General features: G+C 60.7%; 20 protein-coding genes and 1 pseudogene. 12 read left to right on the top strand and 9 right to left on the bottom strand.

The annotated features are described in order from the left end of the window. Positions 1-47 precede the first annotated feature (47 nt). A complete protein-coding gene (locus F0184_RS09970) occupies positions 48-248 on the bottom strand; it encodes a helix-turn-helix domain-containing protein (protein ID WP_150496029.1) in 201 nt (66 codons plus the stop codon). A 568-nt stretch (positions 249-816) separates the two neighbouring features. On the opposite strand from F0184_RS09970, the gene F0184_RS09965 reads away from it, so the two are divergent. Then, a complete protein-coding gene (locus F0184_RS09965) occupies positions 817-2349 on the top strand; it encodes an ABC transporter permease (protein ID WP_244299098.1) in 1533 nt (510 codons plus the stop codon). Positions 2350-2524: 175 nt separating this feature from the next. Here F0184_RS09965 and F0184_RS09960 read toward each other — a convergent pair whose 3' ends face one another. Further along, a complete protein-coding gene (locus tag F0184_RS09960; RefSeq protein WP_172972066.1) occupies positions 2525-3556 on the bottom strand; it encodes an extracellular solute-binding protein in 1032 nt (343 codons plus the stop codon). Between the two features lie 139 nt (positions 3557-3695). Next, positions 3696-4559: a LysR family transcriptional regulator gene (locus tag F0184_RS09955; RefSeq protein WP_150496027.1), complete on the bottom strand. Its 864-nt coding sequence runs from the start codon at positions 4557-4559 to the stop codon at positions 3696-3698. A gap of 101 nt (positions 4560-4660) precedes the next feature. Here F0184_RS09955 and F0184_RS09950 point away from each other — a divergent pair, with 101 nt between their 5' ends. Both F0184_RS09950 and F0184_RS09945 read left to right on the top strand, forming a co-directional pair. Beyond that, the gene (locus F0184_RS09950) at positions 4661-6220 is read left to right on the top strand and encodes a proton-conducting transporter transmembrane domain-containing protein (protein WP_150496026.1); all 1560 of its coding nucleotides are present in this window, start codon (positions 4661-4663) and stop codon (positions 6218-6220) included. Between the two features lie 29 nt (positions 6221-6249). Next, the gene (locus F0184_RS09945; protein ID WP_150496025.1) at positions 6250-8670 is read left to right on the top strand and encodes a YbcC family protein; all 2421 of its coding nucleotides are present in this window, start codon (positions 6250-6252) and stop codon (positions 8668-8670) included. 25 nt (positions 8671-8695) lie between these two features. Here the strand turns inward: F0184_RS09945 and F0184_RS09940 are convergent, their stop codons facing one another. The 3 genes and pseudogenes from F0184_RS09940 to panC all read right to left on the bottom strand — a co-directional run bounded on the left by F0184_RS09940 (position 8696) and on the right by panC (position 10767). After that, the gene (locus tag F0184_RS09940; protein WP_150496024.1) at positions 8696-9679 is read right to left on the bottom strand and encodes a ChaN family lipoprotein; all 984 of its coding nucleotides are present in this window, start codon (positions 9677-9679) and stop codon (positions 8696-8698) included. An 82-nt stretch (positions 9680-9761) separates the two neighbouring features. Next, positions 9762-9872, bottom strand: a pseudogene (locus tag F0184_RS09935) (3-methyl-2-oxobutanoate hydroxymethyltransferase); the annotation flags it as partial. 43 nt (positions 9873-9915) lie between these two features. Then, positions 9916-10767, bottom strand: coding sequence for a pantoate--beta-alanine ligase (gene panC / locus F0184_RS09930; RefSeq protein ID WP_150496023.1), 852 nt, complete (start codon positions 10765-10767; stop codon positions 9916-9918). 232 nt (positions 10768-10999) lie between these two features. Here panC and F0184_RS09925 point away from each other — a divergent pair, with 232 nt between their 5' ends. The 9 genes from F0184_RS09925 to F0184_RS09885 all read left to right on the top strand — a co-directional run bounded on the left by F0184_RS09925 (position 11000) and on the right by F0184_RS09885 (position 21940). After that, positions 11000-11878 (top strand): LysR family transcriptional regulator, encoded by an 879-nt coding sequence (locus tag F0184_RS09925; RefSeq protein WP_150496022.1) that lies wholly within the window; start codon positions 11000-11002, stop codon positions 11876-11878. 117 nt (positions 11879-11995) lie between these two features. Beyond that, positions 11996-14044 carry an ABC transporter substrate-binding protein gene (locus F0184_RS09920; RefSeq protein ID WP_150496021.1) on the top strand — a complete coding sequence of 683 codons (2049 nt, stop codon included), beginning with the start codon at positions 11996-11998 and terminating at the stop codon, positions 14042-14044. Positions 14045-14215: 171 nt separating this feature from the next. After that, positions 14216-15208: an ABC transporter permease gene (locus tag F0184_RS09915; protein WP_208998413.1), complete on the top strand. Its 993-nt coding sequence runs from the start codon at positions 14216-14218 to the stop codon at positions 15206-15208. A 2-nt stretch (positions 15209-15210) separates the two neighbouring features. Continuing rightward, the gene (locus F0184_RS09910) at positions 15211-16362 is read left to right on the top strand and encodes an ABC transporter permease (protein WP_150496020.1); all 1152 of its coding nucleotides are present in this window, start codon (positions 15211-15213) and stop codon (positions 16360-16362) included. A gap of 10 nt (positions 16363-16372) precedes the next feature. Then, positions 16373-17374 carry an ABC transporter ATP-binding protein gene (locus F0184_RS09905; RefSeq protein WP_150496019.1) on the top strand — a complete coding sequence of 334 codons (1002 nt, stop codon included), beginning with the start codon at positions 16373-16375 and terminating at the stop codon, positions 17372-17374. Continuing rightward, positions 17371-18471, top strand: coding sequence for an ABC transporter ATP-binding protein (locus F0184_RS09900; protein ID WP_150496018.1), 1101 nt, complete (start codon positions 17371-17373; stop codon positions 18469-18471). Before F0184_RS09905 ends, F0184_RS09900 begins: the two co-directional genes overlap by 4 nt. Then, entirely contained in the window at positions 18472-19599 is a 1128-nt protein-coding gene (locus tag F0184_RS09895) for a TIGR03364 family FAD-dependent oxidoreductase (RefSeq protein ID WP_150496017.1), read from the top strand. It abuts the gene before it with no gap. A 10-nt stretch (positions 19600-19609) separates the two neighbouring features. After that, a complete protein-coding gene (phnX, locus tag F0184_RS09890) occupies positions 19610-20392 on the top strand; it encodes a phosphonoacetaldehyde hydrolase (protein WP_150496016.1) in 783 nt (260 codons plus the stop codon). 12 nt (positions 20393-20404) lie between these two features. After that, on the top strand, positions 20405-21940 hold the full coding sequence (locus tag F0184_RS09885) for a sulfatase-like hydrolase/transferase (RefSeq protein WP_150496015.1): 1536 nt from the start codon (positions 20405-20407) through the stop codon (positions 21938-21940). Between the two features lie 6 nt (positions 21941-21946). Here F0184_RS09885 and F0184_RS09880 read toward each other — a convergent pair whose 3' ends face one another. From F0184_RS09880 to F0184_RS09870, 3 genes are all read right to left on the bottom strand, one after another. Further along, positions 21947-22807 (bottom strand): CheR family methyltransferase, encoded by an 861-nt coding sequence (locus tag F0184_RS09880; protein WP_150496014.1) that lies wholly within the window; start codon positions 22805-22807, stop codon positions 21947-21949. A 249-nt stretch (positions 22808-23056) separates the two neighbouring features. Then, positions 23057-24673 carry a thiamine pyrophosphate-binding protein gene (locus F0184_RS09875; RefSeq protein ID WP_150496013.1) on the bottom strand — a complete coding sequence of 539 codons (1617 nt, stop codon included), beginning with the start codon at positions 24671-24673 and terminating at the stop codon, positions 23057-23059. Between the two features lie 24 nt (positions 24674-24697). Further along, positions 24698-25960, bottom strand: coding sequence for a CaiB/BaiF CoA transferase family protein (locus tag F0184_RS09870; RefSeq protein ID WP_150496012.1), 1263 nt, complete (start codon positions 25958-25960; stop codon positions 24698-24700). Positions 25961-26242 lie beyond the last annotated feature (282 nt).

The following is a 26242-nucleotide window of genomic DNA, read 5'->3' as shown; positions in this document are numbered from 1 at the left end:
ACTCAACCAGACAGTTGCCGGAAATTGTTTGAAGATCAGGATTTTGGTCAGGCTGGGGACCGCCAACTTGGTGCGCGCGTCGCGCGCTCCTCGACGAAGGCCTCCAGATCCTTGACCGAGACCCGAAACTCCCTGCCAAGCTTCACCGCCCGAAGATCCTCGTTGTGGATCCAGGTGCGCACAGTCGGCTCGCCCACCTTCAAGAGTTCGGCAATCTCATGTGTCGTGAGAAACGGTTTGCTCAACATCACGGTATCAACCCAACGTCCCTGGCCTGACAGGCGGATGGCGCCTTGCTTGCGCCTCGTCAACGTATGTCAACCTATCTCAAAGGCCGTGATCAGCTGTGACTTAAATCAAACTAGGCTGAACCACGTATGATGCCGTCTGGGGGTATTCACCGAAGGTAATCTTGTTTTCTTACCGTCCGCGATGGGCCGGAAACCGCCTTGTCGGCTTGCCTTTCCATCCATGGGGCAGCGCCGCGCTTGACGCACGGGCTGCAGTTTGCCAAGAACATCCGAAACCTGAACCTTAGACGCCTGTTTTCGATCAAAGTGCATACGGACGGCCAGGACGGCCCAAACCATAGCCGGCGGCCTTGCAGATGAGGTTGGGAACAAACCAGATTTTTCGGGGGACCTCCTTCTGACCGCTGTCGAATCCCATCCGGCATCTCAACCGAAACCGTACAGCCGGACCCTCTCCTTTTCCGAACGTCTGCTGAGAACAGGAGCCATCGGCGCAGCCGGCCTTTGCCTTCTTCCGATGATTGCCGTGCTCGTTGCGGCGCTGCTTGGGTCAACGGACACGGTGGTGCAGTTGGCCGACACCGTGTTGTTGCGCTACACTCTGACGACGTTCGCCCTGATGATCCTGGTGGCGATCGGCACGGCTATCATCGGAACGGGCGCGGCATGGCTGGTCACGACCGCCCGCTTTCCGGGCGTTCGCGTCTTCGAGATCACGCTCGCCTTGCCATTTGCTTTTCCCGCTTATGTGATGGGCTATGCCTACACCGACTTCCTGGATCATCCGGGAGCCGTTCAAACCTTTTTAAGGGACTTCACCGGTTGGGGACCCCGGGACTACTGGTTTCCGGAAATCCGCAGCATCGAGGGGGCGGCGCTGATGCTGACCCTGGTGCTCTACCCATATGTCTATCTGCTGGCGCGCGCCGCATTCCTGCAAGAATCGGCGACGGCTCATTTGGCCGCCCGGTCCATGGGGCAAAGCCGGTGGGGAGCGTTCTGGAGGGTATCGCTTCCCATGGCCCGGCCCGCGATTGCCGGCGGCGTGCTGCTCGCCGTCATGGAAACCATCGCGGACTTCGGAACCGTGAGTTACTTCGGAATACAGACCTTCGCCACGGGGATTTACACCAGCTGGTTTGGCCTGGCGGACCGGGGCGCCGCCGCACAACTGGCCTTGTGCCTGCTGATGTTCGCCTTGTTCCTGGCCATTCTGGAGCGCATGCAGCGGGGCGCTGCCCGCAGCCACGGAGCCGGGAAAAAGTTCGAGCGTATCGAGCCGGTGACCCTGCGTGGATGGGCAAAATGGGGTGCGTTTGCCTTTTGCGGTTTTCCGGTCCTTTTCGGCTTCCTGCTGCCGCTCATCGTGCTGTTCGAAATGGCCCTCGGGTCCGAACAAAACCTGCTGTCGCGCCGGTACATCGGCTTCATTCAGAACTCGATCATGCTGGCCGGTGTCGCATCCCTGGTCACGGTCGCCGCCGCGATTGTCATCGCATTCCACCGCAGACTGTCTCCGGGCCCGACGTCTTCCGCAACGACATATATCGCCCGCATCGGTTATGCTGTGCCGGGCGGCGTCATTGCGGTCGGCCTGCTCGTGCCGTTCGCCGCGCTCGACAACTGGATCGACGCCTTGTCCGAATCCTGGTTCGGCATCGATACCGGCCTGATTTTTACCGGAACCATAACCGTCCTCACCATGGCGTATGTGGTGCGCTTCATGGCCGCGGCGTTGAATACGTATGATGGCGGCCTTGCAACCGTCAATCCGAACATGGACGCCGTTTCCAGGACACTGGGCGCTTCTCCCGCCAGCATGTTGCGCCGCGTTCATGTGCCGATGCTCATGCCCTCGGTGCTGACCGCGCTGTTGATCGTCTTTGTGGATGTCATGAAGGAACTTCCCGCAACGCTGATCATGCGCCCGTTCAACTTCGACACGCTGGCTGTTCAAGCGCATCGACTGGCGTCGGATGAGCGGCTAGGGGGGGCGGCCGTCCCGTCGCTGGTGATCGTTGCGGTTGGGTTGATCCCGGTGATCCTGCTTTGCAGGACCCTGGCGAAAAAGCCCGCCCCGCCCCGTTCAGCTCCATAAATCCATCGGACCCGTTACTTTGAGAGCTTCCGGGATACCGATTGAAGCGGCTTTGGGTGTTCAATCGGAACCTCGTCAACACTGGCCGATCTGTTCGTCCCGGCAAACAAAAAACCCTCCCGCCGGCGAGGCGGGAGGGTCTTTCAGCTCGGTGCGGATGGGATCCGCCAGGAATTTACTTCCAGCCAGCCTCGTTCAGAACGGTCTGCGCAGCACCGATGTTGTCGGCGATGTCCGCCAGATCGATGACATCAGGGCGGAAAATGCCAAGCTGGGCGACGGACGGGGCAAGACCAACGCCCGGCACGGCGGGATATTCGTCGTTGCCGGCAGAGAAGTACTGCTGGGCTTGCTCGGATGCCAGATACTCGAGGAACTTGATCGCGTTCTCCTTGTTCGGCGCATTCGCTGCGACACCGCCACCGGAGATGTTCATGTGCGCGCCGATGTCGTTCTGGTTCGGGAAGACCCAGCCGATCATGTCGAGGCTGTCGGACAGCCCATCCACCGGCTTGCGGATCGCGCGGGCGAAATAGTAGGTGTTCGACATGGCGATATCGCACTCACCCGACACGATGCCGCGGAGCTGATCGGTATCCCCGCCTTGCGGGTCACGCGCAAAGTTGCCAACCACGGCTGTTGCCCAGTCCTGGACCGCGTCCTGTCCCAAATGGGCGATCAGAGCAGCCACGATGTTCTGGGTGTAAACGTTGGTGGACGAGCGGATGCAGACCTTGCCGGCATATTCCGGCTTCGCCAGATCCTGATAGGTCAGCGGCGGGTTCTCAACGTCGTTCTTGTCATAGAACAGGATGCGGGACCGCTGGGAAAAGCCGAACCACTGATTGTTATCATCTTGAAGATACGCCGGGATCGCGGCTTCCAGAACGTCGCTCTCCACCGGCTGAAGCAGGCCGAGGTCCTTGGCACGGGTGAGACGGACGGTATCGACGGTCAGGAAGATGTCGGCCGGGCTGTTCGCACCTTCGGCTTCCATGCGAGCGATCAATTCGTCGGCATTGCCTTCGATCCGGTTGATCGTGATCCCCGTCGCATCCTCGAACTCGGAATAAAGCCGGTCGTCCGTGTCGTAGTGGCGCGAGGAGTAGAGGTTAAGTTCACCGGCAGCCAGCGCCAGTGGAGACGCTGCGAGCAGCATAGCACCGGCCAGGCCGGCGCGCGCGATGGTAGAGCAAAAGGTCGGCATGGGTGTCTCCCTTGATGAATTTATGGCGGATCATTTATGACCCGCACACTCAAGTATCCGATCCACCCCATGGGTCAAGAAAAATCGGACTATTTGCCTCAACTTTAGAACCATTCTTAAGTATATGATTTCGCAAGGTTCAAAGGAGTTCCGCAAGAAGGGGATTGGGATACTGGCGGGTAATGCTGACGCCGTAAAACCGTTCGACGAGGCCAGGAAGTATGCCTGCCTCGACAAGCGCCCCCGTTTCGAGTTCATCCTGCACCACAATCGGAGGCAGAACGCCCAGGCCACTGCCCTCGCGCACCAAAAGACGCATCATCGCCATGTCATCCACTTCGGCCGCAATGGAGGGCGTGAGATCCATGCGGGCGATTAGCGAGTCAAAACCAACACGAACCCCGCTTGCCCGGGTCGGCAGAATGAGCGGACCAACGGCCAGATAATCCTCGATGCCCTTCTGTTCCTGCAATAACGCCGGAACACCAATTAGACTGACGGGCTGCTGGTCGAGGGCGTGGACAACGAAGGGGGTTAACGCGTCCGCTTCCGGCGGCGTGTTCGTCAGCACAAGATCCAGTTGCAAGGCTTCGAGCGCCGAATAGAGCTCCGCCGCGCTTCCGGACCGCAACACAACTTCGACATCCACCCGGCCCAGAACCGGCCTCAAAAAGCCCAGCTGGAAGTTTCGCGACAGGGTCGAGAGCGCTCCGATGCGCAAAGCCTGACGCGCCCGCCCCGTCTGCTTGAGTGTCGCGAGCAATTCATCGCCAGCCGAGAAGATCCGGTCTGCATGGGCCAGGGCGATACGCCCGGCTTCCGTCAGATGAAGGGCCCGGCCACGCCGCTCAAACAGGGTCTGCCCGAGGCGGTCCTCCAGCAGACGGATCTGTGAGGACAACGCGGATTGGGAAACATTCAGCCGCTCCGCAGCCCGTGTCAGATGGCCTTCATGGGCGACAATTTGAAAATAACGCAGGTGCTTGAAATTGAGATCCGCCATATCGTTCTTATTAATAGAACGATATGTGATAAACAATCTATTTTTTAAAACATTCTCATCAGGGTAATTGCGTCCTCACGACACATTCCGAGGACCAACGCATGTTACTCAACCTGTTCCCGCTGCTTGCCCCCCTGAGTTTTCTAACCGCGGCTCTTCTGTATTCCCGCCAACCGGGACGGCTCACCACCCAGTCCATGCGGATCGGCGAGATTGCGGCCCTGGCCGCTTTGGGCATCTCCATTTTGTGCGCCATCCTGCTGTTCACCTCCGGTCCGGGCCAAAGTGTTTTGCTCGGCGTATTCGGAACCGGTTTTCAGGTCAAACTCGACGCCCTCAGCGTGACCATGCTGGTTCTGGTCTCGTTCGTGGGTTGGGTGGTCTTGCGCTACTCAGCCACGTATCTGGACGGCGAGGAACGGCAAGGTGCCTTCATGGGCCTGATGTCCGGGGCCCTTGCCTCCGTTCTCTTTCTGGTCACCGCCGGAACTCTGTTTCAGCTGATCGCCGGCTGGATGCTCGCGGGCGCGTTTCTGCACAGGCTTTTGCTGTTCTATCCCGAGCGGCCGGGCGCCCAACGGGCGGCGCGGAAAAAGACCCTCGTGTCCCGCGCGGCGGATGCATCGCTGATTGTCGCCGCGATCCTGCTTGCGATCGGCTACGGCACCCAGAACATCGCGACGATCCTGGATGCCGCCCGTTCGGGTTCGGTTCCCGCGGAAGCTTTGTTCGCCACAGGTTTCCTGGCATTGGCGGCAATCCTGAAATCCGCGCAACTCCCGCTGCACGGTTGGCTGACGGAGGTCATGGAGGCTCCGACGCCGGTCTCGGCTCTGCTTCATGCGGGATTGATCAATGCCGGTGGTTTCCTGATTATCCGGTTTGCCGATGTCATGATCCAGGCGCCTGGGATCCTGGCCGCATTGGCTCTGGTCGGCGGTCTGAGCGCCCTGTTCGGCGGGCTCATCATGCTCACACAAAGCGCGGTCAAAACCTCGCTCGCCTGGTCCACCATTGCCCAGATGGGCTTCATGATCCTGCAATGCGGTCTGGCGCTGTTTCCCTTTGCCCTGCTGCACATCGTGGCACACTCGCTCTACAAGGCTCATGCCTTCCTCTCGTCGGGAACGGCGGTGAATGCGGTGACAGAGGCGAAAAAGCCCGGACCTGTCGCCATTCCCAATGCCGCCGCGGTCGGCAAGGCCTTCGCCCTGGCGATCGGTATCTTTTTGGCGATCGGTTTTGCCTTCGGTTTTGCAGGCAAGTCTCCTCAGGCCATCGCCCTGGGCGCGATCCTGATCTTCGGTGTCGCCTACCTGATTGCCCAGGGTCTGGCCGATGCCGCGCCGAAAGACCTGACGCTGAGAACGCTGATCTATTCCCTGGCCGCGTCCGTGAGCTACTTCGCGCTCCAAACCGGCGCAACCTTCGTCATGCAAGGCACGGTTCCACCGCCTCCGGCACCGGACAATCTCGAATGGGCTGTCATCATCCTGGCCGTCGTCAGCTTCGGAGGGGTCGCCCTGGCCCAAGCCCTGCTTCCGCTCTGGTCGTCTCATCCCACTGCCGCCGCTTTGCGTGTGCATATCGCCAACGGCCTCTACCTGAACACCGCTTTCGACCGCCTGATTGGCGGTTGGTCAAAGAAACAAAACGCCTGATCCGGCCCGCCTGAACCTGGAGATCCGATATGACCCAACAATTCGATATCCTCGACTTCGACCGGGCCACGCTGCGTGCGGCAGCCGATCACGCCGGCCGGATGATCCCGCCCGTTTGGCCGCTTGCTTCGTCTGTCGCCGTCAATCCTTTCCTCGGCCAAACCGGCGAAACGCTGGCTGAAGCCGGCACACGGCTTGCCCGGATCGCGGACATTCCGGTAACCATGCCGCGCAGCTGGTACAAAAAACAGATCGAAGCCGGCGCGATCACGGACTTTGACCTGGAAGCGGCGCTCGGGTCCACGATCCATGCCGGCAAGCCCGACAGCATCGAAGCCCTGAAAGCCGCACTCGATGCAACGCCGGCATGCCGGGCACCGCTTCCAACCATGGCCGACCTTGCCTCAGAAATCAGTGGCACGGACTGGACTGGATTGATCGCGGACCGCATCGGCGTATGGGCCGGCAGCTACTTCGACGAGGGGCAGGCCCTCTGGGGGCTCTCGAAGCGGAAGACCGCCTGGTCAAGCTGGCGTGCCTATGCCACTCACGATCTGACGCCGGAGATCCAGGGATTGAAACAGTTCGGATCCCAGGTCTCCGATGCCCCGAACCTGACGGCAGATGCGCTGGCCGTCGCGGCGCGGGAACTCGATCTGTCGCCGGACGCATTGGAAAACTATTTCCACCAGTTACTTCTGACCACTGGCGGATGGGCGCAATACGCACGGCACCTGTTGTGGAAAGCGGAACTCGCCGGTCGGACGGATGGAACCTTGACCGATCTGCTCAGCATCCGGCTGTTCTTCGAGCTGGCGCTCTTCCGGCAATATAAGAATGAAGTGGCTGATGCCTGGTGCGACATCCAGCAAGCGCATGCGGAATCCTTCGCCGCGGATCCGGACCTGATTATCAACGAGATCTTCCAGTGCGCCGCGGAACGGGCCCAGCAGCGGGATCTGTCTGCGCGGCTGGGGCAGCCAATGACGGCCGAAACGGCGAATGCGCGTCCGTCGCTCCAGGCGGCGTTCTGCATCGATGTCCGCTCGGAGGTTTTCCGGCGGGCGCTCGAAGCGGTCAACCCGTCGATCCGCACGCTCGGCTTTGCGGGGTTCTTTGGTGTGTTCGCCAATCACAAGGAGTTCGCCTCCGATATTGAGGAACTCAGGCTGCCGGTTCTCCTCAACCCTACGGTCACGTCTTCGGCCTGCTCGCATGACGCGGAAAGCCAGAAAAAGGATCACCAGAACAGGATCGCCTCCAGAGCCGTCCGGGCCTGGGGCCGGTTCAAGCAAGCCGCTGTTTCGTCCTTTGCCTTTGTCGAGGCGGCCGGGCCGATCTACGCCGGCAAATTGGCGCTCAGCGCTCTGGGGAGGGGCGACAAGGACAAGGCGGCAGCTCCGAAACCACAATTCGATCCGTCACTGGACGAGGCGACGAAGATTGCTTCCGCCGAAACAGTGTTGCGGGCCATGTCGCTGACGGATGGCTTTGCTCCGCTGATCGTCCTGGCAGGTCACGGCGCCAATGTCGTCAACAACCCGCATGAAAGCGGTCTGCATTGCGGCGCGTGCGGGGGCTATTCCGGCGAAGTCAACGCCCGCCTTCTTGCGAGCCTGCTCAACGACAAAGCCGTTCGCACCGGTCTTGCCGGCAGGGGAATTGTCATCCCGAGCGATACGGTGTTCATCGGCGCTCTTCACGACACCACGACCGACACCATGACCCTGTACGATCAGGATCTGGGACCGCGGATGCCGAAACAGGCGCTCGATCAGGCCCGCACCTGGTTTGCCGAAGCCGGCCGGGTCGCGCGTGGCGAACGCTCCAAAACCCTGCCCCGCTCGACCTCCGCGGAGGATATCGCCAAGCGCGCCAAGGACTGGGCGGAAACCCGGCCGGAATGGGCCCTCGCGCGGTGCAAGGGGTTCATCGCCGCCCCACGCTCGCGGACCAGCGGCAAGTCACTCGAGGGCAGGGCTTTCCTGCATGACTACGATTGGCACCTGGACGAACCGAACGGCTATCCGGTTCTGGAACTGATCATGACCGCTCCGGTGGTCGTGGCAAGCTGGATCAGCCTGCAGTATTACGGCTCCACAGTGGCCCCGCAGGTTTTCGGGTCCGGTAACAAGCTGCTGCACAATGTGGTCGGCGGGCTTGGCGTGCTTGAGGGCAATGGCGGCCCGTTGCGCGCAGGTCTTGCCTGGCAGTCGGTTCATGACGGAACGGAGTTCATCCACGAACCGCTGCGCCTGTCGGTCTGCATCGAGGCGCCCGTATCGGCGATGACCGACATTTTGAACAGGCATCCGGATGTCCGCGCCCTGTTCGACAACGGCTGGCTGCACCTGTTCGCCCTCGACGATCACGGGCGGATGGCGCAGCGCTATACCGGTAACCTGACCTGGGCATCCGTCGCAGCCGACGAGCTTGCCGCCGCAGCGTAGCAGAGCGCATCGGGGACCACGCCAGTCAATCAGTGTCCACAGGTGCGGGAGCGGTTTTACCAAACCGCTCCCGCAAAGCCGCACACGGGTCGGGACGTTCGATGGCTGGCGTCAGCCAGACATAGTCGGCGGGGCTGTCCGATAGCGCGGCAACGGCTTCATCCCGCGTCATTTCCGGGTCCACCTCCCGCATCAACACCGCCAGGACCCGTCCGTCCGCCGCCTGCAGATAAAGGGGAACGCCCAGGTCCCTGCGCACATGACCATTGCCTGCAATCAGCACAGCCGGGCCGGTGTCCGGTGTCTGCCGGAGCGCATCGGCAAGATAGGCGTCGCGGTAGCGTTGGACGGCGGCCATATTCGGCAAGGCAGCGACCGGTAAAAGGTCACAATGGGCCGATTGAATCTCCGCCTTCAACGCCTCGTCCGCTTTCGTGGACAAAGGCACCGACAAACGCAGACTTTCCAGAAGTCCCTGATCCAGCGCATCAAAGCCGGCGCGGCTCACCGCCCGGGTTGCGGCCCGCCCTGGCAAGCCATGAGCAAGCACGGCTCCGCCCGCCAACGCAGCCTCGAAGACCGGAGCGTAGATGTCAAAATCGGGCCAGCCGCTGTTTTGCCAGTCGACCGTTTCGGCAAGGGAGTCCGGCGTCCGGTCCGGCAAGCGGGCGAAACTCTCCAGCGCGGGCGCCTGGTCCGCCGACAGCATCTCGACCACCAAATGAAGGCCGGTTCCCGATGCCAGTTTATCGACAATCCAGCCTTGAAGCTGGTGATGCACCGGATTGTCGTGAACCTCTCCGGCCAAAACGAACCGTGCGGTCCTCAAATCGGCGAGCATGGCGCTGGCAGAGACAAAGGACTGCGACCCAACGGACCATATCCGGCCAACAGCGAGATCTCCGGGAACCGCCTCATCCACGACCCATGTCTTCCATGGGCTTCCTGCAAGCGCCGGACCCGTGAAAAGGGCCAGTGCAAGCACCGGCCCCAGAAAGCCTTTGAACATTGGCAGCGCCCCCTGATTGTTTTCAAATCTTCGCCATACACGGCGCAGAACCCAATCAGATAGCGCTTCTGTCCGGCAAAGCGATGGCCGCCGTGTGCGCGTGATAGGACGTCAGGGACACAATCGGTTCCCCGCCTTTGCGGACGCGGATTTGCGGGACGGTGACCCGGCGAATTGGTTTTTGGGCGCTCATCGCTCGATCTCGTGTTTCAGCTTCATGTCAGGTATGGGCAGGATCAACCGGCGGCCTGGATCACCGCCTGATCGATCAGCAGAACAGTCCCGAACCGGACCGCCAACAGTATGACGGCCGGCCGTTCCAGGAGTTCGTCGGCTTCGCCCAGGGTTTCGGCATCCCGGATGTCGATGGTTTCGACTTTGCCAAGGCTCGCCGTGCGCAAAACGGATTCGATCACCGCCTTGATCTGCGAAACGGTCTTCCCGTCGGCGGCCGCCTGTCGTGCCGCATCCAGAGACCGGCTCAGGACCGGCGCCCCGCTCCGTTCCCCTGTTGTCAGCCGGACATTTCGCGAGGACATCGCAAGACCATCCGGCTCGCGCACTGTCCGATGCGCCACGATCTCAACCGGCATGTCCAAATCCCGGACCATTTGCCGTATGAGCGTGAGCTGCTGATAGTCCTTTTCCCCGAACACGGCAACATCGGGCTGCACCACATTGAACAGTTTGGTGACCACCGTTGCCACCCCACGGAAGTGACCGGGCCGCAAAGCGCCTTGCAAGATCCCCGAGAGCTCGGGAACATCCACATAAGTGCCGCCATTTTCCCCGTACATTTCTTGCGCATCCGGCAGGAAGACACCGTCGACATCAAGCTCGCGCAACAGCGCGAGATCCCGGTCGGTATCCCGAGGGTATGTCGAGAAATCCTCGTTCGGGCCGAATTGGGTCGGGTTCACGAAGATCGACACGATGACCTTTTCGGCGCGCCGCTTCGCCTCTTCGACCAAAGCTAGATGGCCGTCATGCAGATAGCCCATTGTGGGGACCAGCGCGATGGACCGGCGCGCGCGCCTGTATCCAGCCGCGAGCGCCCGGATTTCCTCCTTGGTCGGACAGACCAGCATGTGCGTTTCTCCCGGCACCGGTTTTTCCGGTGTTGTGTTCGTTGACGTTTTTTCGCGGGCGCAACATAAGCGGACAACCGGCCCGGGTCCACAAGACAATCGGCAAGCGCCGCACCCCTTCCAACGTAGACCGGATCGGGCGCCTGGGGCGGAAATTCTTTCAAACCACTTGCGGCCATGAGATAGGAGAACGGACGGTTTCCGCTTACTGGTTCCGGTAGAGTTTTGCCCCATGACCCAAAAGAAATTGAGCTTGAGCCAATTGCGCGCCCTTGAGGCCGTTGCCCGCACGGGCAGCTTCTCCGCGGCCGCGAAGGAACTCGGCGTTTCGCAGCCCTCGATATCCAACCAGGTTCAAGCAATCGAAAGCCGTTTCAAAACCCGGCTGGTTTCCAAGTCCGGGTACACAACATCCCCGACGGCGGCACTCAGCGGACTTTTGCCCCGGGTCAGGGCCGTCCTGTCGCTATGTGACGATCTGGAAAGGGATCTGGAAAGCCATCTCACGCTGACCGCGGGGGAACTGCGGATCGGTTATTCAACCTATCAGTTGGCTATTCCCCGGATTTCCCATTTCATGTCGCTCCACCCGGATGTGGCCATTGAAGCGCGCGCCATGGCGACAGAAGACCTGCTGGATCTGCTGGATGAAGGTTTGATCGATATCGGTTTCATAACGGGCAAGGAGATCCCGAACCAGTTGGCCGGTCAGAAACTGGTGACAACCCGGATCGTCCTGGCCGCTCCGCCCGATCATCCCCTGGCCCAGAAAAGTCCGATCGATTGGGCAGATGTCGAAGGCGTTCCCCTGATCCAGCGGGAGGGAGCTTCGGGAACCCGCAAGATCTTCGACGGCGCAGCGAAAGTCGCTGGGGCAGTCCCGAAAACGATCCTGGCCTTGGGGTCATGGGGATCCATCGCCAGCCTCATCCGGTCGGGTATTGGCCTCGGCGTTGCCATGGAAGCGGAAATTTCGGACAGGGACGGCTGTGTGCCCGTCCCCATCAATGATCCGGCATTAACGGCCACCCATTTCGTGGTGTGCCAGAAGGACATGGCGCGCGTCGCAGCCGTGCAGGCCTTCATGAGAACGCTTCCGCAGGGTATTTGACACTTCTGTGTCAACCGTTAATCTATAATTAAATATTATAAATATGCGTTTTTCATAAAATCGTTATACAAGATCGGCTTATAGACGGCGCTGTCATTCCTTTCAGGGAGCTTCGCTATGCCGTTCAAATCTGTTCTTCTGTCGGGCGCTGCCCTGGCCGTATTGGCCAGCCCTGCACTCGCAAACTGCCCGCCAGTCACTGTTTCAGACATGCAGGGACTGTCCACCGACTATCCGCAGCAGTTTGAACTGGCGGAATTCGAAGAGAAAGCCGCCTGTGCGCTCACCTTCTCGCAAAACCCGGCGATTGCCGACCTGAACAGCCGGATCACAGGCAATGGTGACCTTGGCGATGTCGCCGAGCGCCTTCCGGCCGAACCATTGGTCGTGGTGCCCTACGACACTATCGGCAGCTACGGCGGAACGATCACGGGTCTGTCACGCGGGACCGAATCCGGGACTTCCGACCTCCTTTCGATCCGTCACGTCAATCTGGTGCGGTATTCCGACGACCTGCAGACCATCGTGCCGAACGTCGCCAAGTCGTGGTCCTGGAATGATGATTTCACCGAGTTGACGTTTGAACTGCGCGAGGGTCACAAATGGTCCGATGGCGCGCCGTTCACGGCCGAAGACATCACCTTTTGGTACCATGACGTGCTGATGAACCCGAACGTCATCGAGAAGGCTCCGGGCCGCTGGCTGTTCGACGGCAAGCCGGCGACGGTCGAAGCGCTTGACGCGACCACCGTGAAGTTCACTTTCCCGGTCGCCCAGCCAAATATCCTCAACCGTTGGGCCATCGACTACGGCCAGACATTCCTGCCGAAGCACTTCCTCGGCAAGTATCTGGACAAGTACAATGCTGATGCGGCGGCCCTTCGCGCAGAACACGGCTTTGCCAACGAGGCGGACGCTGTGAACTTCTTCTATGGAAATTCCGATTGGAAGGACGTCCCCTCGCCGCTGATGAAGGACGGCGAAAAGGTCAATGCCATTGGCGTGGCCGTCAAGCCGACACTGGAATCCCACATCGTTGTCGAGGAAAACACGGAAGGGCGGAGACTTGTCGCCAACCCGTATTTCCACATGGTCGACACGGTCGGGAACCAGTTGCCCTACATTTCCGAAATCAATGAGGAATATGTTCCCGAGCGGGAAGTCGTGAACCTGCGGATCATGAACGGCGACGTCACCTGGAAACAACAGGCGATGCAGCTGAATGACTTCCCCCTGCTGAAAGAGAACGAGGCGAAAGGCAACTATACGGCCGCTCTTGCCCCGACACTTGGCCAGACCCCTTTCTACAGCTTCAACCGCACCCACAAGGACCCGGTCTTGCGCGAAATCTTCGCCGATCCGCGCTTCAGCCAGGCATTGTCCATGGGTCTCAACCGCGACGAGATCAACGAGATCGTCTATCTCGGCCAGGGCAAACCATTGCAGACGGCCGCTGCCGAGCACGTCACCGTGCCGTTCCTGTCCGAGGACGACCTGTCCGTCTTCATCGACCACGACCCGGCCAAGGCAAATGCGCTGCTGGACGAAATGGGCCTTGCCCGCGGCAGCAATGGTATCCGCCAACGCCCGGACGGAAAGCCGCTCGCAGTCCGCATCGTCTTTGCAAGCCAGGGCACCGCGTCGCAATTGCACGAACTGACCGCCGGCTATTGGTCGGATCTCGGACTTCAGGTGGATGTCCGCGAGGTCACCTCCGACGAATACCGCGCCGCCGCAAACTCCAACGACGTTGATCTGATGACGTGGAAGAATGACGGCGTATCGGGCCCGAATATCAGCCAGGACGCAACCGACGCCTTGTTCCCGGGCGATCCATTCAATCCGAAAGGCCATGCCGAATGGGCAAGATGGATCGAAACCAACGGCGCACAGGGCATTGAGCCGCCGGCGGACATCAAGCGCCTTTTCGAAGCCGCATCCGAGTTTACCCAGCATCCGCTCGGCTCGGAAAAAAGCAACGAGCTCGGCGCGGAGATCATGAAGATCCATCTGGACAACATGATCAAGATCGGCGTCGTCTCGGAGATCCCGGAGCCTTACGTTTACACGAACGCGCTCAAGAATGTTCCGCCTCTGACAGCGAAAGCCTACGACTATTACTGGACCTATCCATACCGGCCCCAGCAATGGTTCCTGGACCAGTAAACAGAAACTGACAGACCGGGTCCGGGGCGGCTTTTGCCCCGGATCCGGATGGCCCCGCGCTGAAAGGCAGGCTCGCAGGCGATCCGGGCCGCTGATTTCAGTCGGTTGAAAGCGGAACCAGCAAGTTCCGCGTCGAGTGGCGGTAGAAACCCGCGTGCGGGGAGAGGTCCGATGCTGCGTTTCGTGCTTGAACGCCTGGTCGGCATGGCCATCACGATGCTGCTTGTATCGATGATGGTCTTTGTCATCATGGAATTGCCCCCCGGAGACTATGCCGACCGGTATGCGTTCCGGAAGTATTCAGGGACCGGCGTCTCCGTCACGGAAGCCGATGTCCAGGCCATTCGTGTCGAGCTCGGTCTCGATCAGCCCATGGTGGTGCGATACTTCGACTGGATCGGCGGCATTGTCCTGCACGGCGATTTCGGGCAGGCCTTCGCGTTCGAAACATCGGTTGTCAACGTGATCGGCGACAAGGTTTGGCTGACGCTGGCGATCCTGTTCACCACCCTCATCATCACCTACGTTATCTCCATCCCAATCGGGATCTACGCGGCGGTCAAGCGCGGATCGGCAGCGGATTACGGACTGACGATCTTCTCCTATCTGGGGCTGGCCCTGCCCAACTTCCTGCTGGCGCTCATTCTTCTATATTTTGCGAACCGATGGTTCGAGGCCGATATTGGCGGCTTGTTTTCGTCCCAGTACAAGGATGCGCCCTGGTCCCTCGCCAAGCTTTGGGATTTGGTCGCGCATTTGTGGCTACCGGCCGTTGTCCTTGCCTGGTCGGCCGTCGCCTATCAGATCCAGACCATGCGCGCGACGATGTCGGACGAGTTGAACCGGCTGTCCGTGACCGCCGCTCGGGCGCGCGGCGTACCTGAGGGCAAACTCCTTTGGAAGTATCCGGCCCGCCTGGCGATCAATCCGGTCGTCTCCACCATCGGCTTTGATGTCAACCGGATCTTTTCGGAGTTGCCGATCGTGGCCGCCGTGCTCGGATTGACGGAGCTCGGTGAATTGCTCCTGCGCGCCTATCTCGATCTCGACATGTATGTCGCCGGGGCAATCCTGCTGCTTTTGACCTTCATAATCGTCTTCATGAATTTCATCTCGGACATCCTGCTCGCATGGCTGGATCCGCGGATCAAATTGGGAGCCTGAGCATGAGCGATGTGACGCCCGACAAGCTCAACACGGCCGACGAGCGCGAGCGGCAGAAGCGCCTGAAATACTACTCCGCTTCTCAATGGACACTGATCTGGTGGCGCTTCCGCAGGCACCGCACCGCGATGATTGCAAGTGCGATCCTGGGACTAATGGCATTGATGGGGGTCTTCGCCGAGTTCGTCGCCCCCTACGGCCCGACAACCCGCGACGCCCGGTATCTTGACGGCCCGCCGCAGATCCCGATGTTCTGCGACCAGAATGGTTGCTCCTGGCAGCCGTTTGTCCATGGGGTGACGACGCAGCGGGACCCAGTGACCCTCCGCTCGGTTTCGGTTCCTGATCCGGAAAGCCGGATCTACGTTGTTCTCTTCCCAGCCGGCGAAGATGTCGAGCTTCTGGGTTTCATTCCCACCAACCGCCACCTGTTCGGCCTGGACGACCCGGATGCCAAGCTTCACATCTGGGGAACGGACAGCCTCGGGCGGGATGTGTTCTCGCGGACCGTTTACGCGACAAGAACATCGCTTTCGATCGGCGTTCTTGGCGTTCTCATATCGTTTGTCCTGGCTTTGATGATCGGCGGCGTGGCCGGTTATGCCGGTGGCATGACCGATAACGTCATCCAGCGCGGGACCGAAGTTGTCCGGGTGGTCCCGATCATTCCGCTTTACATGGGTCTGTCGGCCGCCATGCCGAAGGAATGGTCGACCACCCAAGTCTATTTCACAATGACCCTGATCCTGGGGTTGTTCGGATGGCCCACGCTTGCGCGCCGGATCCGTTCGCAGTTGCTATCGATCCGGGGGGAGGACTATGTGGTGGCCGCCAGGCTCGCCGGCGCCCGTCCGAGCCGGATCATCGGTCACCATATGCTGCCCAGTTTCACCGGTTTCATTATCGTCGATCTGGTGATTTCCTTCCCCTACATGATTCTCGCGGAAACCGCGCTGTCCTTTGTGGGCCTCGGCCTGCGCCCGCCGACCGTCTCATGGGGCGTTTTGCTGCAAGAGGCGCAATCGGTCCGGGTCATCGAGCAGACGCCCTGGCTGTTCATTCCGGCCGCTTTTGTCGTGGTCGCGGTCCTTGCCTTCACCGTGATCGGGGACGGTCTGCGCGACGCTGCCGACCCCTACAGCGAAGCCCGATAGGAGACCGGCCATGCTCAGCGTCAAAAACCTGTCCATTTCCTTTGATACGGACGAGGGCCGGATCACGCCGGTGCGCGATGTGAGTTTTTTCGTGCCTCAGGGCAAGACACTCGGCATTGTCGGAGAAAGCGGATCAGGCAAGTCGGTGTCGACCAAGGCCCTGATGCGGCTGCTGCCCGGCAATGCCAAGCTTTCGCCCGAGAGCGAGATCTTGTACCGCACAAAGACCGGACATGAGCTGGCGATCCATAGCCTCAAGCCGAGCTCGCGGGAGTTGGGCCGGTTGCGCGGCGGGGAAATCGGCATGATCTTCCAGGAACCGATGGCCAGTTTTTCGCCCGTCTACTCGGTCGGAAACCAGATGATGGAGGCGATCCGTCTGCACCGCGGCGTGGGCAAAGGGGAAGCGCGCGCGATCGCGTTGGACATGCTGAACCGGGTTGGCATTTCCAATGCCGCCCATCGGATTGACCAATATTCCCACGAGATGTCGGGCGGAATGCGTCAAAGGGCGATGATCGCGCTGGCGCTGTCGGCCGGGCCGGCTCTCCTGATCGCCGACGAGCCGACGACGGCGCTTGATGTGACGATCCAGGCGCAAGTGCTCGAATTGATGCGGGAACTCCAGCAGGATCTGGGGATGTCGATGATCTTCATTACCCATGACCTCGGCGTGATCGCCCAGATCGCGGATGAAGTTGCGGTGATGTATCTCGGCACCATTGTCGAACGCGGCGCAACCCGGGACGTCCTGCGGGCACCCAAACACCCCTATACGCAAGGCCTTCTCAAGGCCATCCCCAGCATCAACACGCTGCAGCAGCGCCTCAACCCGGTCCCCGGCGATATTCCGAGCCCTAGCGAACGGCCCTCAGGCTGCCCTTTCCACACCAGATGCCCGGACGCGATCGCGGGTGTGTGCGACCGGAAACCGCCGCGCGAGATTGCCGTGTCGCAGACCAGCGCCGTGCGCTGCTGGCTACATGACCAGGATGCGAGGAACGCCGCATGACCCGTCCGGTTCTGATCGAAGTGAACAACCTCGAAGTGCGCTTTCCCATTCGGAAGAAAAAACTGTTCGGATCAGACATCCAGGAGCTTCGCGCCGTCGATGACGTGAGCTTCACCATCAAACGCGGGGAAACGGTCGGGCTGGTCGGCGAATCCGGATCCGGCAAGACAACCGTCGGCCGCGCGATCCTGCGTGCAATTGACCCGACCTCCGGCGAGGTGATTTTCCATACGCCGAAGGAAGACACCGATCTTGCAAACATCGGGGGAGAAGACCTGCGAAAATTCCGGCAGCACATGAACATGGTCTTTTCCGAGGGCCCCGTTCGGTTGTCTTCCATGGCCGCGGACCGGCTCCGGCTCTTCCGCAGCAAAATGAGCCTGGTGTTCCAGGACCCCTATTCCTCGCTCAATCCGCGCATGACCGTCCGCGACATCATCGCCGAACCGCTGGTTGCTTCGGGGATGATGACCGATCGCGCCGCCATCGACGAACGGGTCCGGGACATCGCTGAACGCTGCAAGCTGAATCTCGAGCACCTGCGCCGGTTTCCCCATGCCTTTTCAGGCGGTCAGCGGCAGCGCATCTGTATCGCCCGTGCCCTGGTCTCCCGGCCGGACTTCGTGGTTTGCGACGAGAGCGTTTCGGCATTGGATGTTTCGATCCAGGCCGAAATCGTCAACCTTTTAAAAGACCTTCAGGACGAGATGGGCGTTGCCTTCCTGTTTATCGCCCATGATCTTTCCGTTGTCGCACAGATGAGCCACCGGGTTGCCGTCATGTATGTCGGCAAGTTCGCCGAGTACGCTCCGACCGAGAAGCTGTTCTTCTCGCCCAAGCATCCCTACACATATGCCCTCTTGTCCGCTGTCCCGAGGGCAGATCCAGATGCGGCATTCAATCCGATCAAGCTTCAAGGCGAGATTCCCAATCCGCTGGACGCACCGACCGGTTGCCGGTTTTCAACCCGTTGCCCCTATGCAACCGAGCGATGCTCGGCGAATGTCCCCGAGTGGCGGGAAATCGAGCGCGATCACTTCGTTGCCTGTCACTATGCCGAGGACTTCAACTTCACACGCCCCAAGAGCCAAAACTGAATGACCAAGACCCCTTACGACGTCGCCATTGTCGGCGCGGGCATTGTCGGCCTCGCCCACGCCCTCGCCGCTGCCAAACTCGGAAAGCGTGTGGTGGTGATCGACCGCGACGCATCGGCCAACGGAGCCTCCATTCGCAACTTCGGTTTTGTCACGGTGACCGGTCAACAAGCCGGCGATTGCTGGAACAAGGCCGCCCGCAGCCGCCAGATCTGGGCGGACGTTGCGGACAAGGCGGGAATTCCTGTCCTGCAGCGGGGCATGACGATGACAGCCCGGTTGCCGGAATCCGAATCCGTGATCGACGCCTTCCTGAAGACCGAGATGGGCACGGGCTGCGATCGCCTCACACCCTCTGAGGCGTGCGAGCGGGTTTCGGCCCTGCGCCGGGACGCCATTTCCACCGCTCTCTATTCTCCCCATGAGGTGCGCGTCGAATCGCGAAAGGCATTGCCACGTCTGGCCGCTTGGCTCGAAGAGGTGCACGCGGTCGACTTTCTTTGGCAAACCAGTGTCCACGCTGTCTCCACGCCGAGGCTGGACACATCGCGCGGTCCGCTGGCCGCCGAGACGGTTGTCGTTTGTCCGGGCGATGACCGGATCACTCTGTTTGCGGACCGGATCGCCCCCTATCAGGTCACCCGGTGCAAACTGCAAATGCTTCGCGTGACCCCGCAGCGTCCCGTGGACCTGGGCACGGCGGTCATGTCCGATCTGGGCCTCGCCCGCTATCTCGGTTATGCGGAACTGCCCGAAGCCGCGGCCCTTAAGACCCGCCTCGACCGGGACATGGCCGACTTTCGCGACAACGGGATCCACCTTATTGCCGTGCAATCGGCCGACGGCAGCCTCGTCGTTGGGGATAGCCATCACTATTCGGACACGCCCGATCCGTTCATCGACAAGGCGGTCAATGATCTGATCCTTCGGGAAATGGAGGCCGTTCTGGATCTTGGCCCCTATGACCTCACCGAGACATGGGTGGGGACCTATGCCTCTTCGCCAAACCGCTGGCGGCTGACCGACAAGCCGGACGACGCCACCCGCATCGTCATGGTCACGGCCGGCTGTGGTGCGTCCACCGCCTTTGCGATTGGTGAGGAAACCATCGCCGACCTCTACGGATAAGGAGAACAAGATGAGCAAATTTAAAGCCGTAGTCTTCGACTGGGCCGGAACGATGATCGATTTCGGATCTTTTGCGCCGATGGGCGTGTTCGTGAAAGCTTTCGAGCGCTTTGGTGTGACGGCGACGATCGAGCAGGCCCGCGGCCCCATGGGCAAGCCGAAATGGGACCATATCCGCGCCATGATGGACGACCCGGATATTGCCAGCCAATGGCAAGCCCGGCACGGCAACCTTCCCACCGATGACGATGTCGACAAGGTCTATGAGGTCTTCGTACCGATGAACGAGGAGGTCGTGGCCGACTTTGCCGATCTTGTGCCGGGCGCGGCCGACGTGGTCGCGCACTTGCGGGCAAAAGGTTTGAAGATCGGATCGACGACCGGATACACACGGTCGATCATGGAACGGGTTTTGCCAGTCGCAAAGGAGCAAGGCTATGAGCCGGACAATCTGGTTTGTGCCGACGACCTGCCTGAAGGCCGCCCGGGACCCCTTGGAATGTATCAGTGCTTTGTCGACCTGGTTGTTTATCCGCCCAGCGCCGTCATCAAGGTCGATGACACCGAACCCGGCATTGCCGAGGGGGTTGCTGCGGGCTGCGTGACCGTTGGCCTAGCCCTGTCCGGTAATTTTGCCGGCAAAACACCGGAGCAACTGGCTGAACTGTCTGAATTCGAACGGGAAACGCTCCGCCAGAACGCCACCCGCCATCTCAAGGCCGCCGGCGCAGACCATGTCATTGATACCGTCGCCGATTTGCCGGCACTCATTGAACAGCTCGAAGCCGAGTGAAACGACAAAGCCATGCGCCCGAACATCCTGCTGATTACCGCCGACCAATGGCGCGGTGACTGTCTTGGAGCCGTCGGCCACCCGACCGTGCGAACCCCTAACCTCGACCGCTTCGCCGAAACGGCAACGGTGTTCGAGCGCCACTATGCCACCACGGCACCATGCTCACCGGCCCGGGCATCCCTTTACACCGGGCTTTACCAGATGAACCATCGTGTGATCTGGAACGGCGCGCCCCTGGACGACCGGTTCGACAACATTGCCAAGGCGGGTTGCCGCGCCGGATATGTGCCAACCCTCTTCGGCTATACGGATACGGCCCCGGACCCAAGGGTTCACGACCCCCATGATCCGGCGCTCCAAACATACGAAGGGGTGCTGCCAGGGTTCACTTTGGGCCAGGCCCTGCCGGAAGACGGCGCTCCCTGGAAGGCTTGGCTGGCAAGCCGCGGATACGATCTCCAGCAGCTGGAGACCATCCACAACGTGGCGCCGCAACACGGTCACAAGGTGTCCCTTGAACCCACAGTTTATGGGGCGAACGAAACCGAAACCGCATTTCTGGCGAACGCGTTCCTGGAGTGGCTGGGCCGTCAGGCCTCAGATACGCCTTGGTTCGCTCATCTGTCCTTCATTTCGCCGCATCCGCCCTTGACGCAGCCGGCGCCCTATCACGCTTTCTACGATCCGGCGGCCGGCCCGCCGTTCCGCGGACCCGGCACCCTGGAAGCGGCCGCGGGCCTGCACCCGCTGTCCAGGGCCATCCTCGAGCATCGGAAACTCTCCAGTCATTTTCCGGGCGGAGAAGGCTTGGTGAAAGACCTCCATCCGCTGGATTTCATGCGTCTGCGCGCACTTTACTATGGTGCCATCAGCGAGGTGGACGCACAGCTCGGACGCCTGTTCGCGGCCTTGGACGCCGGCGGGATGTCGGCGGACACGGTCGTCATATTCACCTCCGACCATGCGGAGATGATGGGGGACTACCACATGGTCGGCAAAGGCGGCATTTTCGAAGAAAGCTATCATATTCCGCTCATCATCCGCATGCCGGGCGGGGTAACGGGGAACCGGGTGCATGCCTTCACGTCTGCCGCGGATATCTTCCCGACCCTCCTGGATATCTGGGGCCTGGCACCGGATCATGTTCCAGATGGATGCAGTCTGAAAAGCTATTTGAGCGGGCAGACGCCGGTCCGTTGGCGCCAATCGGCCCTTTGGGAGTATGATTTCCGGAACCTTGAGGTTCAGCCCCAAAACCTCACACCCGGGGCCGAGCCGAGGGACAAATCAGTCATGTGCCACCGCTCCGAAGACCACCTTTATATTCATTCGCCGGCACTTCCGGACGCGCTCTTCGGATATGCCCCGGATGGGAGCCTGACGCCCATCGACACCGCAAGCGGAGCTGGCATGGCCCAGCTTTCAAAGGCGCGCGGGGAGTTGTTGGCCGAACGCGTCCGGCTTGCCGACAATACACTTGCCCAGAAACTGGTCTGGGACCATGCCGCAAGCCGGATGGCCTCCTCACCTGCCTGTCGGGACTAGCGCTGTTCAGACCAGCCGCAGCCGGTGGAACACCCGTGTGCGTTTCTTGAACATGCCCGGACCGATGGCTTCAAACCACTGGTTGGAAGCCAGCCCTTCGTTCGTAGACAGATAAAGGCGCCCGTCGTCGAGAAGCCGGTCGCGGAATTTCCGCAGGATGATCATCCGATGCGGCCGTTCCAGATCCGGCATGGCCCGGCGCATCAAGACCGCATCGAACGCGCGTTTGACCGGAAGATCGTTCAGGACATTGAACTGCTTGAAATCGATGAAGTCACGCAGCCCCGTGTCGACCTGCATATGAATATCAGAGGTCCGGGTCAGCCACCGTGCCTTGAGCGACGCCGGCACCTTGTCCACCTCCTGTGTCCGGAAAACACCCTGTTGACCTTGGGCCATGCGGGTTTCATCCAGGTCGGTGGCCAGAATTCGGAAATCGTACCGGGAGAGGTTTTTCATGTAGGCCGAGGCAACCATGGCAAGCGTATAGGCGTCTTCGCAGGCCCATGGACCGGCCACCCAGATCCGGATGCGCGAAGCCGGACCGCGTTTCTTCGCCAAGATCGTCAACCATTCAGCCAGGAATTTCACTTGCTGCGCATCCGCAAACAAACCTGCGGACTGGTGGCGCATCCAGCCGATCAACTGCCCCATCTCACAGCCATCGGTATCCTGCACCAGATAGGCGCAGTAATCCGCGAAACTGTCGAGACCAAGCGCTTCCAGCCGGGTCAACACCCGCCGGCACAATCCGTCCTTCTGACGATCGGACAGAATGTATCCGCAATGGGACCTGACAAGCGACACGAGGCGCAAAAAGTCGCCTTCGTCGAGAACGGGTTCGAAATCCCTGTCCAGTGCTTCCATACCGAAGCCCCCCGCCTTCAGGGTACACAATCCGGAGAAAGCCACAGGCAGACAGAATTCACACTGTCCGTTTTACCAGCGACTTACCCCTTACCGGATCGAAACATCGCCATTTCCCGTCCGGACGAGATAATAGGGCAAATCATGACAGGTTTTTACTTCGTTTCTATTTCTAACTAAGCAGATATGCGCCTTATTCACATTCCGGGTTAATGCGCAGGCGCCGCGCAACGCGTTTACAGCACAGCGTCAGAACTTGTTGTCATAGGCCCGGTTCGAGATCCGGCACGCCAGGATCGTAAAGCCGTCGCGCTTGAGGGCCAGGTCCGCCTCTCTTTTCAGGTCTTGCGCCGTCTCCACCCACACACCGGCGCCGCCATAAGCCCTTGCTATGGCAGGAAAATCGGTTTCTCCAAAATCCACCCCGACATTCGGGCGCTGACTTTTGCGCTGCTTCAATTCGATCAAGGCCAGGCTGCTATCAACCATGACACAGATGATGACCGGGATCTGGAGATCGCGGAGGGTGGACAACTCGCCAAGACACATCTCCAGCCCCGCATCGCCGACAAAGGCCAGCACCGGCCCGGAGCCGCTGACCAACCTGTGTCCCATCGCCAGCGGCAAGGCGCAGCCCATCGTGCACAGGGCTGAGGATTGCAGCAGACCCCGCGGACTTGAACAGGACCATATCTGGCTGAGCAAGATCCTGTGCGCGCCACTGTCGGCTGTCACCACGGTTTGATCCGGCATTACTTGGCGCAAGGTGTGAAAGGCGGTCGCCGGCCCCCAACCCTCCGGCTCAGGGGCAAATGCCGCCTGCAACTTGGATCTCACGGCCACTGGTTCGCCGCCGGCCCAGGATGAATGCTCCCCCTGGCGTGCGGCCGCCAGAATCGGCAGGGTCTTCTTGATGCTGCCACGAAGGGACACCTTGACCTCGTGCATGCCATGGGTGCGCAAGACCGGGGAGATATCGATGACCGGCGCATCCACGGGCCAGGGGTCCCGCCAGTTGATCCGCATTTCAATCGGATCATATCCCAGCAGCAGGATGCAGTCGCTCTGCCGCACAAGAGGCAGTAACAGGTCGTCCGCCTTCGGCGACAGGCCTGCTCCGCCGAGCGCCAGCGGATCGTTTTCGTCCAGCAGACCCTTGCCTTTATAGGACGTCAGAAGCGGAACGTGGAAAGTCCGGCAAAACGCACTGATGGCCGCCCCGGCGTCTTCATTCACCGCGTCCACACCGGCAATCGCAATGGGTCTGTCAGCATCTTCGAACAGTTTGCAGGCCCACCGGAGATTGCTGTCGTCAGCAGGTACGCTGATCGCCGGAGCGCTCCGGAACCCGTTTGTCCAGGCCTCCGGCGTTTCGCTTTCCGCGACCCGTATCGGCACGTCGATATGCACCGGTCCTGGCTGCCCTTCCAGGGCGATGGCAAGCGCCTTTTCCATCATCACGTCAAGGGCCCCAAGCGTTGCCGAGAAACTTGCCTTCACAATGGGCCGCAGCAGTTGCTGGTGATCGAACACCTGATGGGTGTAGGTCTGCGCATCCGCGGCATCGACGCATCCGGTGAGAAAGACAAGCGGCACCCGGTCCTGCCAGGCATTGGCCACGACATTGATCGCATTGGCCACGCCGGGCCCAAGGGTGGCCAGCAGAACACCGGGCGCACCATCCGCGTGCCATCCGCCTTCGGCCATGAAGCCTCCCGCATTTTCGTGCTTCACAAGCACAAAACGAAGGCCGGCCCGATGGAGGCTGCCCATCAAGGCAAGCACCTCGCCGCCCGGGATACCAAACGCGTGCCGGCATCCGGCGGCGTGCAGCTTGGCAGCAATGATATCGGCGCCTATTGTCATGACAGGGTCCATTTTTTGAGACGTTCAGCTGAGGGCAGGCGAGCCGAGGCCGACGACGCCTTCTGCGCTCAAGTGGGCCAATTCGTCCCCACTCAGCCCAAGGTGGCGTTTGAGGATATCCCCCGTATCAGCCCCGAGGGTTGGCGGCGCGAACCGGTAGGTGACCGGTGTTTCGCTCATGTTAAGCGGAGAGCCGATCAAATCGAGTGACCCGGATACGGGATGGGGCACGGTGATCCGCATGCCGCGGGCCGCAACCTGCGGGTCCGAAAACACGTCCGCCAGATCATTGACCGGCCCGCACGGAACCCCGGCGGCTTCAAGGTCGCAGATCCACTGCCCGGCATCGCGCGTGACGGTAATCTGACGAAGCAGCGGAACCAGAGCCTGCCGGTTTCTGACCCGGTCCGCATTTGTCGCAAAGGACGGATCAGCCGCAAGGTGCCGGGCGCCCGCGACATCGCAGAACCTTTGGAATTGGCCATCATTGCCCACAGCCAGGATGAAATTCTTGTCCCGAGCGGGGAAGGTGTCGTAGGGGACGATGGTGGGATGCCCGTTTCCAAGACGGCCTGGGACGTCGCCGCTTGTCAGATAGGCGACGCCTTGATTAATAAGCCAAGCCACTTGGCAGTCAAACAGGGATATGTCGATATACTGACCGTTGCCTGTTCGCGACCGGTGATGCAGGGCGGCCAAAATGCCGGACAGGGCATACATACCGCACATCACGTCCGCGATCCCGACCCCGGCCTTGGTCGGTGTGCCTCCGTCTTCATCGGGAAATCCGGTCAAGGACATGATCCCGCCCATGCCCTGGATCAGAAAGTCGTAGCCGGCCCGGTGGGCATAGGGACCGGTCTGACCGAAGCCGGAGATCGAGCAATAGATCAGACCGCCGTTGCGCGCCTTGAGCGTATCGTAGTCGAGCCCGCGCCGTTTGAGATCGCCAACCTTGAAATTCTCGACAAGAACATCGGCCTTTTCTGCCAATCGCTGTATGAGCGTGCGCCCTTCCGGAGCCGCCATGTCGATCGCCACGGACGCCTTGTTGCGGTTGGATGACAGATAGTAAGCGCTTTCTCCGCTATCCTGCCCGCTTGTGTCCTTCAGGAATGGCGGGCCCCAGCCACGCGTATCGTCCCCCCGCATTGGACGTTCGATCTTGATGACCTCGGCGCCCAGATCGCCGAGGATCTGGGTGCAAGTGGGGCCGGCAAGAATGCGCGACAGATCAAGGACAAGAAGACCGGCAAGCGGCCCATGGGGAGAGTTTTGTTCGCTCACGTTTCACCCGTTCGGATCCTTCTGCACAAGGACACGATTGCAGGGCCCGGTCAACGTCCGCACCGATTTGGAGCGCTCACCAGCCCTCACATTGCCGTCAGGGCCGTGAATTCTTCAGGTCAATTCCTCGGAGAACCACCGGACCAGCGGACTGGCAGGGCGGTACGGCCAGACACATCTTCCCGATCTGACCGGCTGCATTCATCCGAGTTGTCATGGCTCGGCGAACAATGCGAAGGCCCGCTCGGAAACCGGCGGCAATTGCACTATCGTCCGGACGGC

This window comes from Roseibium aquae (assembly GCF_008711285.1).
GTDB lineage: Bacteria > Pseudomonadota > Alphaproteobacteria > Rhizobiales > Stappiaceae > Roseibium > Roseibium aquae.
Note: the sequence above shows the minus strand (reverse complement) of the source record. Positions and strands in the feature narration are given on the sequence as shown.

Bases quoted from the DNA above. Each gene is read 5' to 3' on its own strand.
- F0184_RS09910 (WP_150496020.1), top strand. From the start codon at position 15,211: ATGAGCGATGTGACGCCCGACAAGCTCAACACGGCCGACGAGCGCGAG.
- F0184_RS09920 (WP_150496021.1), top strand. From the start codon at position 11,996: ATGCCGTTCAAATCTGTTCTTCTGTCGGGCGCTGCCCTGGCCGTATTG.
- F0184_RS09900 (WP_150496018.1), top strand. From the start codon at position 17,371: ATGACCCGTCCGGTTCTGATCGAAGTGAACAACCTCGAAGTGCGCTTT.
- F0184_RS09950 (WP_150496026.1), top strand. From the start codon at position 4,661: ATGTTACTCAACCTGTTCCCGCTGCTTGCCCCCCTGAGTTTTCTAACC.
- F0184_RS09895 (WP_150496017.1), top strand. From the start codon at position 18,472: ATGACCAAGACCCCTTACGACGTCGCCATTGTCGGCGCGGGCATTGTC.
- F0184_RS09905 (WP_150496019.1), top strand. From the start codon at position 16,373: ATGCTCAGCGTCAAAAACCTGTCCATTTCCTTTGATACGGACGAGGGC.
- F0184_RS09885 (WP_150496015.1), top strand. From the start codon at position 20,405: ATGCGCCCGAACATCCTGCTGATTACCGCCGACCAATGGCGCGGTGAC.
- F0184_RS09915 (WP_208998413.1), top strand. From the start codon at position 14,216: ATGCTGCGTTTCGTGCTTGAACGCCTGGTCGGCATGGCCATCACGATG.
- panC (WP_150496023.1), bottom strand. From the start codon at position 10,767: ATGCTGGTCTGTCCGACCAAGGAGGAAATCCGGGCGCTCGCGGCTGGA.
- F0184_RS09945 (WP_150496025.1), top strand. From the start codon at position 6,250: ATGACCCAACAATTCGATATCCTCGACTTCGACCGGGCCACGCTGCGT.
- F0184_RS09960 (WP_172972066.1), bottom strand. From the start codon at position 3,556: ATGCCGACCTTTTGCTCTACCATCGCGCGCGCCGGCCTGGCCGGTGCT.
- F0184_RS09940 (WP_150496024.1), bottom strand. From the start codon at position 9,679: ATGTTCAAAGGCTTTCTGGGGCCGGTGCTTGCACTGGCCCTTTTCACG.
- phnX (WP_150496016.1), top strand. From the start codon at position 19,610: ATGAGCAAATTTAAAGCCGTAGTCTTCGACTGGGCCGGAACGATGATC.
- F0184_RS09875 (WP_150496013.1), bottom strand. From the start codon at position 24,673: ATGACAATAGGCGCCGATATCATTGCTGCCAAGCTGCACGCCGCCGGA.
- F0184_RS09880 (WP_150496014.1), bottom strand. From the start codon at position 22,807: ATGGAAGCACTGGACAGGGATTTCGAACCCGTTCTCGACGAAGGCGAC.
- F0184_RS09970 (WP_150496029.1), bottom strand. From the start codon at position 248: ATGTTGAGCAAACCGTTTCTCACGACACATGAGATTGCCGAACTCTTG.
- F0184_RS09955 (WP_150496027.1), bottom strand. From the start codon at position 4,559: ATGGCGGATCTCAATTTCAAGCACCTGCGTTATTTTCAAATTGTCGCC.
- F0184_RS09925 (WP_150496022.1), top strand. From the start codon at position 11,000: ATGACCCAAAAGAAATTGAGCTTGAGCCAATTGCGCGCCCTTGAGGCC.